Here is a 12,085-nt window from a genome sequence, read left to right on the forward strand (position 1 = left end):
CCACCCCGCCTTTAGCGGCGCTTCGACTTCCGGTCGTCCTTGACGTGGCCGCGGAAGGTGCGAGTCGGCGAGAACTCGCCGAGCTTGTGGCCGACCATCGACTCGGTGACGAACACCGGGACGTGGGTCTTGCCGTTGTGCACCGCGATGGTGTGACCCAGCATGCTGGGGATGATCATCGAGCGACGGGACCAGGTCTTGATGACGTTCTTGGTGCCGGCTTCGTTCTGGACGTCCACCTTCTTTACGAGGTGGTCGTCGACGAAGGGCCCCTTCTTGAGACTGCGCGGCATCTAAACCCGCTCCTAGCGCTTCTTGTTCGTCTTGCGGCGGCGGACGATGTACTTGCTCGAAGCCTTCTTCGGCGAGCGAGTACGACCCTCCTTCTGACCCCACGGGGAGACCGGGTGGCGACCACCACTGGTCTTGCCCTCACCACCACCGTGCGGGTGGTCAACCGGGTTCATCGCGACACCGCGGACGGACGGGCGAACGCCCTTCCAGCGCATGCGGCCGGCCTTGCCCCAGTTGATGTTCGACTGCTCGGCGTTGCCGACCTCGCCGACCGTGGCGCGGCAGCGCGCGTCGACGAGACGGATCTCACCGGACGGCATGCGGAGGTGGGCCATGACGCCCTCCTTCGCCAGCAGCTGCACGGAGGCACCGGCGGAACGCGCGAACTTGGCGCCGCCACCGGGGCGGAGCTCGATCGCGTGGATCGTGGTACCGACCGGGATGTTGCGGAGCGCCAGGTTGTTACCGGGCTTGATGTCGGCCGTCGGGCCGTTCTCAATCCGGTCACCCTGCTGCAGACCGCGCGGCGCGATGATGTAGCGCTTCTCGCCGTCGGCGTAGTGCAGCAGCGCGATGCGCGCGGTGCGGTTGGGGTCGTACTCGATGTGCGCGACCTTGGCCGGCACGCCGTCCTTGTCGTGACGACGGAAGTCGATCACGCGGTAGGCGCGCTTGTGGCCACCGCCCTGGTGGCGAACGGTCACACGACCGGTGTTGTTACGGCCGCCCTTGCTGTGCAGGGGGCGGACCAGCGACTTCTCCGGCGTGGACCGCGTGATCTCGACAAAGTCGGCGACGCTGGAGCCACGACGGCCCGGGGTCGTCGGCTTGTACTTGCGGATACCCATTTCTCAGTCCTCGTCCGATTCCGGACGACTAGACCTCCGTTAGGAGGCCTGGCCGCCGAAGATGTCGATACGGTTGCCCTCGGCAAGGGTCACGATGGCGCGCTTGGTGTTGGCGCGCTTGCCGAAACCGGTCTTGGTGCGCTTGCGCTTACCCTGACGGTTGATCGTGTTGACCCCGGTGACCTTGACCGAGAAGACCGCCTCGACGGCCTGCTTGATCTGGGTCTTGTTGGCGCCGGGCGCGACGATGAACGTGTACTTGTTCTCGTCCAGCAGCGCGTAGCTCTTCTCCGAGACGACCGGCTTGATCAGCAGGTCGCGCGGGTCGGTGAAGGTCTTGCTGGTAACGGTCGCCTCAGACATCAGGCGTCGCTCCCTTCGGTCTCATCGGCCTTGGGGCCAGACACGAAGGACTCGAGCGCGGCCTGGGTGAAGACCACGTCGTCAGAGACGATCACGTCGTACGTGTTCAGCTGGCCCGGCTCCAGGATGTGAACCTGGGGCAGGTTGCGGGCGGACAGCCACGCGGCCTCGTCGGCACGCTCGACGACCAGGAGCAGGTTCTTGCGCTCCGAGATCTTGCCGAACAGCGTCTTGGCGGCCTTCGTGGAGGCGGCACCCTCGACCACGCCGGTGACGACGTGGATGCGGGAGTGACGCGCACGGTCCGAGAGGGCACCGCGGAGGGCGGCGACCTTCATCTTCTTGGGGGTCCGCTGCGAGTAGTCACGCGGCTGCGGGCCGTGGACGACGCCACCGCCTGCGAACTGCGGAGCGCGGGTCGAACCCTGACGGGCGCGGCCGGTGCCCTTCTGGCGGTACGGCTTGCGGCCACCACCACGGACTTCGCCACGGGTCTTGGTCTTGTGCGTGCCCTGACGGGCAGCAGCCAGCTGAGCGACAACGACCTGGTGGATCAGCGGAACGCTGGTCTTGGCGTCGAAGATCTCCGCGGGGAGCTCGACGGTACCGGCCTTGTCGCCTGCCGGCGAAAGGATGTCAATGGTGCTCATTACCTCAAGCCCCCTTGGCCGCGGTACGGACCAGGACGAGGCCGCCGTTCGGACCGGGGACCGCGCCCTTGATGAGCAGCAGACCCTTCTCCGCGTCAACCGCGTGGATGGTCAGGTTCTGGGTGGTGACACGCTCGTTACCCATGCGACCGGCCATGCGCATGCCCTTGAAGACACGCCCAGGGGTGGCGCAGCCACCGATCGAACCGGGGGAGCGGTGCTTGCGCTGCACACCGTGACCGGCGCCGAGGCCCCGGAAGTTGTGCCGCTTCATGACACCGGCGAAGCCCTTGCCCTTGCTGTTGCCCGTGACGTCAACCTTGACGCCGGACTCGAACACCTCAGCAGTGATCTCCTGGCCGAGCGTGTACTCGCTGGCGTCGGAGGTGCGGAGCTCCACCAGGTGGCGGCGGGGGGTCACGTCGGCCTTGGCGAAGTGGCCCTTGAGGGGCTTGTTCACCTTGCGCGGGTCGATCTCGCCGAAGGCGATCTGGACCGACTCGTAGCCGTCGATGTCGTTCGTACGGACCTGGGTAACGACGCAGGGCCCGGCCTTGACAACGGTCACCGGGACGACACGGTTGTTCTCGTCCCAGACCTGGGTCATGCCGAGCTTCTCGCCCAGGACGCCCTTGATCTGCTTTGCCATCTTCTCGACGCCTCTCAGAGCTTGATCTCGATGTCAACGCCGGCCGGAAGGTCCAGGCGCATCAGCGAGTCAACGGTCTTGGGCGTCGGGTCGAGGATGTCGATCAGGCGCTTGTGCGTGCGCATCTCGAAGTGCTCGCGCGAGTCCTTGTACTTGTGCGGCGACTTGATGACGCAGTACACGTTCTTCTCAGTGGGCAGCGGCACCGGGCCCGCGACCGACGCACCAGTGCGCGTCACCGTCTCGACGATCTTCTTCGCCGAGGAGTCGATGACCTCGTGGTCGTAGGCCTTGAGCCGGATGCGGATCTTCTGTCCCGCCATGGCTACTCCGTAGTCCTGTCTCTATGTGGAAACGCTCTGGCCCTCGGCCGGCTGCGGGACGGATCCCGCGGCCTCTCCTCCGACCCACGCGGTCGGGCGTGTCGCACTCCCTCTACAGAAAATTCCCATACGGAAATTCCCTCTCCAAGGGGGTGCGGTCCCGGGACCGCGCTGCGGGGGAGAAACACCCACCGAGTGCCTGGTGGGCACCGTGCTGACACTTCCCAGAAGATTCCCGTACGTCCGTCCCCATTGCTGCCCCGAAAGGCAGATTAAGGACGACGAGTACTGTGGGACTCGCTTCCGGTCCTCCCGGCGGGAGGCGTGCAACATCGGCACTCAACCGAGCAACTTGAGTAGTCTGCCATACGAGGCACGTACCTGGCCAATCGGGCCGAAGAGAATACCCCGCCACGCTGAGTGGTCAAGCTGCCGCACCCATGTCCCCCGGGCGGGGTCTCCCCCGGTCAGGACCGTGTGATGGTCCTGCACCCTTCGCCCCGAATGTTCTGGCTGCGGTCGTACGGGTCCGACGCGGGCCCCGTGGGCCCCGGCCCGCCCGGCGCGTCCAGTGGGAACTGCGGGTGCAGGAAGCCGTCGGCTGCCTCGCACTCCACGTTCGACCACTCCGCGGTGTAGCTCCGCGCCTGGAGGCGGCCCCGGGTGGTCTGCCAGCGCGCCGGGTCGAGCAGGGCCAGGGTCACCTGCCGGCGCACGATGGTCCGCTGCAGGCTCGTGCCCCCCTTGGTCAGCGGGTGGACGAAGGTGTAGTCCGCCACCACCAGCAGCTCCCCCCGCTCCCCCTGCTCCGCGTGCATGCTGCCGCGCACCTTGACGACGTCGCCGACCGGCGTGACCTCGGCCGGGTCGAAGCGGGTGAAGAGCGTCACCGGGGTGTCCTGCGCGCTCGGACGCGTCAGCGACCGCTCCAGCCGCTGCGGAACCTCCGGCTGCAGGGGGTCCAGCAGGGCCAGCGCCGCGGCCGGACGCTCCCCGCGCAGGGTGGCGGGGTCCAGGTTGGCCGCGATCAGGAACTGCCGGGTCTTCGCCAGCGCGTCCGCGACCTGCGTCTTGGTCATCCCGCCCACGGCGGTGGCCTCCGGGACCTCGATGCCTGCGGCGCCGTCGGCCCACTGGAGGGCCGGGGAGCCGCGGAAAGGTTCCTGCAGAGTCGGCCGGTCGGGGTCCGCGGACGGCGGCGGGACCGTCGGCGCGAGCGACTCCGCGGGCAGCGGGGCGGCGTCCTGTGCGCCCTCGCGGGCCTGGGTCCTGCCCGTGATCCGGTCGATCAGCAGTTCGGGGCGTACGGCGACCAGCGCGAGCCCGGCGATGAAGACGATGGCCACGACGGCCCGCAGCCGGCGCCTGCCCGCCCTCTCCCGCGGAGCGGGGGCGGTGCGCCAGCCCGCCGGTTCCGGCTGGTCGCGCAGCCGCGCGGTGACCATCCGGGCCCGTGCCGACGGCTCCCTCGGCGCGTCCCCCGCCCCGGCGGCCGCCTGCTCCATGAACCGGGCCCACTCCTCGTCGGAGAGTCCCGGTCTGTCCTCGGCGCTCTCGTTGTTCCTCATGTCCCACCCCTGGTGACGGGCGAGAGGCCCCGCACCATCCGGCGCGGAGCCTCTCACCTGCGAATATGCCCGATCTAGCGGAGCTACTTGTCCTTCTGCTGTTCCTTCTGCTGTTCCTTCTGCAGCTCCGACGCCGGCGCCTTGCGACCGCAGACGGCCTGCCAGTTCAAGGGGCCGATGCCACCGCACCAGAGCTCCCCGTCGTCGGGGTTCTGCCGCCAGTCGTTCGTGAGGATCTCCGCGCACGTCTTGCTCGGCGCGAAGCGCGGGCAACGGCCGTCGGCCTTCTTGATGGTGTGCGCCCGGTAGGCGTCGATGCCCATCGACATGTCGTCGGACTGCGGCATGTACCGGTTGACCGACCAGGACGCCCCCATCGTGGCGAACAGCGCGACCACGCACACCATGCCGGCCGCGAGCTGCTGGACCACCCGGCGGGGCAGGACCCGGGCCGTCGGCTCGGCACCCTGCGGCCGCAGGGTGCGCTCGGCCCAGCCGGAGCCCCGGTGGACCACGGCCATCATGCCGAGGACGGCCAGGATCATCAGGCAGTACATGATGATCCAGGTGGTGCGCGGGTAGAGCTGGACCGCCTTGTCGTGCGCCATGTGCGAGGCGAACCAGAAGCGGGCCAGCCAGGCGCCGGCCAGGGTGGCGGCGGCGGTGCGGACCATGACGTTGCGCAGTCCCAGACCGACGCCCAGACCCACGGCGAACAGCAGCAGCAGCGCGAAGCCGCTCTGCCCGGCCATCTCCCCCGCCGCCGGCCAGGTCTGGAACTCCAGCTTGCCGGACCGGTCGGACACCCAGCCCAGCACGTACGCCGGGTCGACGTACACGGCCAGGAAGGCGTAGCGGTCCGGGGTCTGCGAGCCGAGCCGGGCCATCTGGTAGAGCAGCGGGGCGCCGACCACACCGGCCGTCAGCACGGTGATCCCGACGAACGCGCCGGCCCGCTTGACCACCGCTCCCCCGGCACGCCAGGGGAACAGGAACAGCGCCAGCATGCCCACGCCGGGCGCGGCCCAGACGTACCAGCCGGAGTACCAGAGGAAGAGCAGGCCGAAGACGAGGCCGAGGACCGCGCCGCGCAGCAGCGTACGGCGCAGCGGCCGCTCGCCGGCGCTGCGCATCTCGCGCAGCCAGTAACCGAGCAGCGGCAGCAGCACGAGCATGGTGGCGTGGCTGTACGGGCGGATCGGGTCCATGAAGAGGATGGCCGACGGGACGGCGATCAGCAGTGCCCAGAACGGGCGGAGCAGCAGCCGCCAGGCCAGGTACGTCATCGGGCCCGCGACGGCGGTGAAGAAGATCTGGAAGTCCTTGAGGGCGAATGCGGTCCCGCCCGGGACGTCGTATCGGATCTTCGCCCAGACGGCCATCAGGCCGGGGAAGAGCGGCGGGTAGATGCCCGACACGCCCTCGCCGTGCAGGAACGAGTTGGCCATGGCGACCAGGGCGCTCGGGTCGCCCTCCTGACCGCCGAGCGGCCAGGGGGTGCCGCGCAGGGCGACGACCACGCCGCCCGCCACCACGCCGGTGGCGAGACCCGCCAGGGCCGCGCAGACCAGGCGCTTGACCATCTGGTGGCGGGGCAGCTTGCCGCGGTAGGCGGTGTAGAGCAGGAGCGCGAGCAGCGGCAGGCCTATGACGGCCGCGTACTGCTGGAGCTTGGCGAGACCGCTGACCTGCCCGACGCGGACCAGCGGGTTCACGCTGATGTGCGTACTCAGCAGGGTGAACCCGAGGGCTGCCGCGAGGCTGACCACGACCTCGGCCAGGGGCAGCACCCAGCGCCGGGACAGCCACGCACGGCGTGGGGAAACGGACGAGGGACGCCCGCCTTCCGCTGTCTCGGCGTGGCGGTGCTCCGAGCCGGCCTGTCCGACCGCCTCGGGGGCCAGGTGTGTCATCTCAGTCCGTTTCGTGGTGTGCGGATCGGCTCAGTTCTGGCCGGAGGTGAAGGCGTGCTTCGCCAGGGTGCGCGCGCCTTCCCGGTGTCCGCGGCGCAGGGCGCCGGGGAGCATGGTGAGCGCGTGCAGGCGGGATGCGCTGTGGAAGCGGGCCGCGCGGGCCGCCTTGGGCCAGCCGCGGGCGTCCATGCGCGAGGCGACCGCGGCGAAGTACCGCGCGGCCTCGGTGAAGCGGGTGCCCGAGAAGGCCTGCACCGACGACTCGCTGACGGCGTGCCGGCGGTACTGGAAGACCGTGGTCGAGTTGTCGATCACCATCTCCTCGCCGCCCTCCAGCAGGTCGACCACCAGCGCGAGGTCCTGGATCACCGAGTAGTCGTCGCGGAAGTTCACCTTGCGCAGCGCCTCGCCGCGCCAGGCGATGGAGGGGAAGTACAGCCAGTTGCCGCGCAGCACGCTGGCGGCCAGCTCCTCACCTGCCATCAGCCGGCGGCCCTTCACCTGCGGCGCGTACAGCCGCTTCTTGGTGTTGTCCGCGAGGCCGCCCTGCGTGACGCGGCCTTCGCCGTCGATGACCTCGACGCCGGGCTGGACCATGCCGATGCCCGGGTGGGCGCCGATGACCGAGCGGACGGTCTCCAGGTAGTGCGGGTGCAGGAGGTCGTCGCAGCCCATGATGACCACGTAGTCGGCCTCGGACAGCTCCACGCACTTCTGGAAGTTCTTGGTGATGCCGAGGTTCCGCTCGTTGCGGGTGTAGTGGACCCGCTCGTCGCCGAGCTGCTCGAACCAGCCGGGTACGTCCGGCTCCTTGCCGTCGTCGATCACGACGAGCCGGAAGTCCGGGTCGGTCTGCGCGAGGACGCTGCGCACGGCGTCCTGCATCAGCTGCACGTCCCCGTAGTAGGGGAGCATGAAGTCGAACGTCACCATGGAGCGTCAGGCCTTCACGGAGTCGGAGTCGGCATCGGCGTCAACCTCGGCCTCGGCCTTGGCTTCGTCCTTGGCTTCGTCCTTGGCTTCGGCCTTGGCCTCGGCGACAGCGGTCGCCGACGCGGCGGGGACGTCCGCGCCCAGGCGCTCGTCGTTGTGCCGCACGCCTTCGTTGATGGCCACCGTCCGGGCCAGGTCGGTGATCTTCTTCTCCAGCGAACGGAAGCGCAGGAAGGTGTTGAGCGTGAGGAAGCCCATCGCGAGCACCATCACGTAGAGCACCAGGTCGGTGCCTCGGCCGACGCCGAGCTGCTGGGCGACCCAGGTGACGTCGGTCGGGCGGAGCACCGCGTACACGTTGACGACGACGAACACCGAGAACGCTATGCGCTTCCAGGCCCGGTTCTTCGCCTGGCCCCAGGTCCGGATGAACATCAGTGCCATGGACACCGAACCGAGGATCAGCAGCAGCTGGATCCAGAAGTACTTCATCGACGCCCACGCTCCCGCAGCGAAATGTCAAAAAGGATGTTGACGCCGTTGATCAGGGACTGACCCTTGGCGCGTGAGTAGTCGGTGTAGAGGATGTCCACCGGGACCTCGGTGACCCGCAGTCCGGAGCCGGCGAGGAAGCCGACGAGCTCGGACGCGTGGGCCATGCCGTTCATCGTGATGTTCAGCTGCTCCGCGGCCTTACGGCTCAGCACGCGCAGGCCGTTGTGCGAGTCGGTGAGCTTGAGCTTGCGGGCGGTGGGGCTGACCGCGGCGGCCGTACGCAGCACCACCTGCTTGATCCACGGCACCTGGCCGTTCTGCTCGATGAAGCGGGAGCCGAGCACGACGTCGGCCTCGTCGCCGCGCAGCACCGCGACCATCGTCTCGACGTCCTTGGTCTGGTGCTGGCCGTCGGCGTCGAAGGTGGCGAAGTACTGGGCGCCGGACTGGGCGAGCGCGTAGGTGAGACCCGTCTGCAGTGCCGCGCCCTGGCCGAGGTTGACGGGGTGGCGCACCAAGTGGGCGCCGGTCGTGGCTATGTGCTTGGCCGAGTCGTCCGTGCTGCCGTCGTCGACGACGACGATGTTGGGGAACGTCTTGCGGGCCCCCTCGACCACGTCGGCGATCACCTGGCCCTCGTTATAGGCCGGTATGACCAGCCAGACATCGTCGTATTGGGACACGGTAGCTCCAGCGGAATGGGGCACAAACGAGTGCTCGGTGATCGGTGTGACGTCGTGGGCCGGCATGGTCATTTCCCGACCGCGCCCACGCCCGGGCCGCGTGTGTCGGCCGTCTGCCCGGGCCCCCCGGTGGCTGCCGCAGCCGCTGCGGGGAAGCTCAGCCTCAGCGCTGCCAGCATAGCCAGCACGGTGGCGACGGAGCCGAGGGCGTAGGCGACGATCACGCGCAGGGCCACGTCGCCCGGTATCAAGGTGATGCCCAGCAGGACCCCGGTACCGACGGCCCAGCAGAGCAGTTGCAGGTTGTGCCGCTTGAATACCATGAGCGCCTGTCCGAGCACCATCGCGAACATGTACGCCACGGTGCCCGCGGACATCAGGAAGAAGTCGAAGCGGTCGAGCACCGGCTCGTTGGCGTTGAAGAGCACCTCGATCAGCCAGGGGCCGAGCACCGTGGCGGGTACGCCGCCCAGCAGCCCGAGCGCTCCGACGACCACGCCGATCCGGCGCAGCATCGCCCAGAACGCGGCCCGGTCGCCGGCCGTGAAGGCCGCGGTGAGGCCGCTCAGCAGGGACGCCTGGAGCGAGCCGAAGACGAAGAGCGGCACCCGCGCCAGGACCAGCGCGCTCAGCAGGGCCGCGATCAGGGCGCTGTCGGTGGGCGCCAGCAGCTTGGTGCTCATCACCGCGGCGTTGACGACCAGCTGGGACAGCAGGGTCGCGCAGACGAGCAGGCCCAGTCCGCTGTACAGCTCCCGCCAGGCGATCGGTTCGCCGGGGCCGACGGCGCGCAGCAGCGCCGGCAGGGTGAGGAGCATCGCCACGACCGGCGCGATGGCCAGGACCAGGCTGAAGGCGACGGCCGAGTGCAGTCCGAGCAGCGCGCAGCCGAAGGCGAGCACGATCCGCAGACCGCCGTCGACGGCGAGTTGGGTGCCGTACGCGCCGAAGTGGCCGAGGCCCGCCAGTACACCGCGGGTGAGGTAGCAGACGGCCATGCCGGTGAAGGCACCGCCGAGCGCGGCCACCAGGCCGCGGTCGCCCTGGAACAGCAGGTCGGCGATCGGGCCCGCGCCCAGGCCCAGTACGAGCAGGGTCGCCCCCAGGATCCCCGCGGTGAGCACGGTGGCCCGGCGGAGCACCGGGGCGGTGCCCTGGCCCAGCACCACGCGGGCCGAGACGATCCGGGTGAGCTCCTGCTCGATGGGGAAGAAGACGCCGATGCCGAGGGACATCACGATCGTCCACAGCACCGAGACGTTGGCCATGTCCGGCTTGGACAGGCTGTGGCCGGCCACGCCCAGGTGGACGTAGGAGGCCGCGCCGAGCACGACGGTGCCGCCGGCCACCGCGACGGTGCCCGGCGGCAGCGCCGCGGTCAGCTTGTTCAGCAGGGCCTTCATCCCGTACGGCCGTCCCGGGCCTGCTTGGCCAGTGCGGTGAAGACCGGGGTGGCGAGCGCCTCGGCCAGCTGCTCCTGCCAGTCGGGCAGCGGGGCGAGGCCCGCCGCCTCGTCCCAGTTGTCGTGCGCGAGCACGCTGAAGGCGGGGCGGACGGCGGGGCGCACGAACGCCTCGGAGGTGGTCGGCCGGATCCGCTCGGGGTCCAGGCCGCTCAGCCGGTAGGTCTCGCGGGCCAGTCCCATCCAGGTGGTCCGGCCGCTCGCGGTGCCGTGGTAGATCCCGCCCATGGCCCAGCCCTTCAGCGCGGCCAGGCCGAGCTCGACCAGGTGGCGGGCCAGCGCGTAGGACCAAGTGGGCTGACCGTGCTGGTCGTCGACCACGTCGAGGGTGTCCCGCTGGGCGGCCAGCTTCAGCATGGTGGCGACGAAGTTCGGCCCGTGCTCGCCGTACAGCCAGGCGGTGCGGACCACGTAGCCGTCCTGCGGCAGCAGTTCGGTGACGGCCTGCTCGCCGACCAGCTTGGAGCGGCCGTAGGCGTTCACCGGACCGGTCTCGGCGTCCTCCCGGTACGGCTCCGCGGCGTCGCCGGGCAGCACGTAGTCGGTGGAGACGTGGATCAGGCGCACATGGGCGGCGGCGCAGGCCTCGGCGAGGACGCGTACGCCGGTGCCGTTGACGGCGGTGGCGGCTTCCTCGGCGGTCTCGGCGCCGTCCACGTCGGTCCAGGCGGCGCAGTTCACGACCACGGTGACGCCCTCGACCGCGGCCCGGACGGCGGCCGGGTCGGTGATGTCGAGGTCGGCGCGGCGCATGCCGACGGCCTCGATCCCGGCGCGCCTCAGGACGGTCAGGACGTCCTGGCCGAGCATCCCGGCGGCGCCGGTGACGAGCCAGCGGCCGGCGAACGAGTTGGTCCTCACTTCTGCAGGGCCGCCTTCGCCTTCAGCGGCTCCCACCAGGCGCGGTTCTCGCGGTACCACTCGATGGTGGCCTTGATGCCGTCCTCGAAGGTGACCTGCGGCGCGTAGCCGAGCTCGGCGCCGATCTTGCTGATGTCGATGGAGTAGCGGAGGTCGTGGCCCTTGCGGTCCTCGACCTGCTCGACCATCTCCCAGCCGAGGCCGGCGGCCTCCAGCAGCACGCCGGTGAGCTCCTTGTTGGTGAGCTCGGTACCGCCGCCGATGTTGTAGACCTCGCCCGCGCGGCCCTTGCGCATGGCCAGGTCGATGCCGCGGCAGTGGTCGGAGACGTGCAGCCAGTCGCGCACGTTGCCGCCGTTGCCGTACAGCGGGACCTTCTTGCCGTCCATCAGGTTGGAGACGAACAGCGGGATGACCTTCTCCGGGAACTGGTAGTGCCCGTAATTGTTGGAGCAGCGGGTGACCACCACGTCCATGCCGTGGGTGCGGTGGTAGGCCAGCGCCAGCAGGTCGGACGACGCCTTGGAGGCGGAGTACGGGGAGTTCGGCACCAGCGGCCACTCCTCCGTCCAGGAGCCCTCGCTGATCGAGCCGTAGACCTCGTCGGTGGAGATGTGGACGAAGCGGCCGACGCCGTGCTTGCGGGCGGAGTCCAGCAGGACCTGCGTGCCGACCACGTTGGTCATCACGAAGGGGCCGGCGCCGGCGATCGAGCGGTCCACGTGGGACTCGGCGGCGAAGTGCACGACGACGTCGTGACCGGGCATGACCTGGTCGACGGCCTCCGCGTCGCAGATGTCGCCCTTGACGAAGGTGTATCCGGGGTGGTCCGCGACCGGAGCGAGGTTGGCCTCGACGCCCGAGTACGTCAGCTTGTCGAAGACAGTGATCTGCGCCGTGGCATCTGCACCGAGCTGCTGGCGGACGAATTCTGAACCGATGAAGCCGGCGCCGCCGGTCACGAGGATGCGCATAATACGAAGAGTCTAGCGGCCTGCCGAACGTCACATTCCCTTGGCTCGGCTCCCCCGCACGCTCTCGCA

The 12,085-nt window shown here is 69.5% G+C and carries 14 protein-coding genes; all 14 read right to left on the reverse strand.

Translation table 11 applies throughout. The annotated features are described in order from the left end of the window. Positions 1 to 11: 11 nt before the first annotated feature. Positions 12 to 293: a 30S ribosomal protein S19 gene (gene rpsS, locus ACFYOB_RS23510; RefSeq protein WP_008739713.1), complete on the reverse strand. Its 282-nt coding sequence runs from the start codon at positions 291 to 293 to the stop codon at positions 12 to 14. Between the two features lie 12 nt (positions 294 to 305). Further along, positions 306 to 1,142, reverse strand: coding sequence for a 50S ribosomal protein L2 (gene rplB, locus ACFYOB_RS23515; protein WP_362583027.1), 837 nt, complete (start codon positions 1,140 to 1,142; stop codon positions 306 to 308). Between the two features lie 39 nt (positions 1,143 to 1,181). Continuing rightward, the gene (gene rplW / locus ACFYOB_RS23520) at positions 1,182 to 1,505 is read right to left on the reverse strand and encodes a 50S ribosomal protein L23 (protein WP_007265901.1); all 324 of its coding nucleotides are present in this window, start codon (positions 1,503 to 1,505) and stop codon (positions 1,182 to 1,184) included. After that, positions 1,505 to 2,155 carry a 50S ribosomal protein L4 gene (gene rplD, locus ACFYOB_RS23525; RefSeq protein ID WP_031152736.1) on the reverse strand — a complete coding sequence of 217 codons (651 nt, stop codon included), beginning with the start codon at positions 2,153 to 2,155 and terminating at the stop codon, positions 1,505 to 1,507. Before rplD ends, rplW begins: the two co-directional genes overlap by 1 nt. A gap of 4 nt (positions 2,156 to 2,159) precedes the next feature. After that, positions 2,160 to 2,804 (reverse strand): 50S ribosomal protein L3, encoded by a 645-nt coding sequence (gene rplC / locus ACFYOB_RS23530; protein ID WP_007265899.1) that lies wholly within the window; start codon positions 2,802 to 2,804, stop codon positions 2,160 to 2,162. 14 nt (positions 2,805 to 2,818) lie between these two features. After that, positions 2,819 to 3,127: a 30S ribosomal protein S10 gene (gene rpsJ, locus ACFYOB_RS23535; protein ID WP_003948644.1), complete on the reverse strand. Its 309-nt coding sequence runs from the start codon at positions 3,125 to 3,127 to the stop codon at positions 2,819 to 2,821. A 467-nt stretch (positions 3,128 to 3,594) separates the two neighbouring features. Then, on the reverse strand, positions 3,595 to 4,695 hold the full coding sequence (locus ACFYOB_RS23540; protein ID WP_388562387.1) for a hypothetical protein: 1,101 nt from the start codon (positions 4,693 to 4,695) through the stop codon (positions 3,595 to 3,597). Between the two features lie 83 nt (positions 4,696 to 4,778). Further along, positions 4,779 to 6,608, reverse strand: coding sequence for a hypothetical protein (locus ACFYOB_RS23545; protein WP_388562389.1), 1,830 nt, complete (start codon positions 6,606 to 6,608; stop codon positions 4,779 to 4,781). A 30-nt stretch (positions 6,609 to 6,638) separates the two neighbouring features. Then, positions 6,639 to 7,541, reverse strand: coding sequence for a glycosyltransferase family 2 protein (locus tag ACFYOB_RS23550; protein ID WP_388562391.1), 903 nt, complete (start codon positions 7,539 to 7,541; stop codon positions 6,639 to 6,641). Between the two features lie 6 nt (positions 7,542 to 7,547). Then, positions 7,548 to 8,033 (reverse strand): DUF2304 domain-containing protein, encoded by a 486-nt coding sequence (locus ACFYOB_RS23555; RefSeq protein WP_388562393.1) that lies wholly within the window; start codon positions 8,031 to 8,033, stop codon positions 7,548 to 7,550. Beyond that, the gene (locus ACFYOB_RS23560) at positions 8,030 to 8,719 is read right to left on the reverse strand and encodes a glycosyltransferase family 2 protein (protein ID WP_388562395.1); all 690 of its coding nucleotides are present in this window, start codon (positions 8,717 to 8,719) and stop codon (positions 8,030 to 8,032) included. The genes ACFYOB_RS23555 and ACFYOB_RS23560 overlap by 4 nt, the downstream gene beginning before the upstream one ends. A gap of 68 nt (positions 8,720 to 8,787) precedes the next feature. After that, positions 8,788 to 10,122, reverse strand: a complete 1,335-nt coding sequence (locus ACFYOB_RS23565; protein WP_388562397.1) for a hypothetical protein — start codon at positions 10,120 to 10,122, stop codon at positions 8,788 to 8,790. Next, the gene (gene rfbD, locus ACFYOB_RS23570) at positions 10,119 to 11,042 is read right to left on the reverse strand and encodes a dTDP-4-dehydrorhamnose reductase (protein WP_388562399.1); all 924 of its coding nucleotides are present in this window, start codon (positions 11,040 to 11,042) and stop codon (positions 10,119 to 10,121) included. Before rfbD ends, ACFYOB_RS23565 begins: the two co-directional genes overlap by 4 nt. Further along, a complete protein-coding gene (rfbB, locus tag ACFYOB_RS23575; protein WP_361753608.1) occupies positions 11,039 to 12,016 on the reverse strand; it encodes a dTDP-glucose 4,6-dehydratase in 978 nt (325 codons plus the stop codon). Before rfbB ends, rfbD begins: the two co-directional genes overlap by 4 nt. Positions 12,017 to 12,085 lie beyond the last annotated feature (69 nt).

Source organism: Streptomyces sp. NPDC006463 (genome assembly GCF_042870715.1).
Lineage (GTDB): Bacteria > Actinomycetota > Actinomycetes > Streptomycetales > Streptomycetaceae > Streptomyces.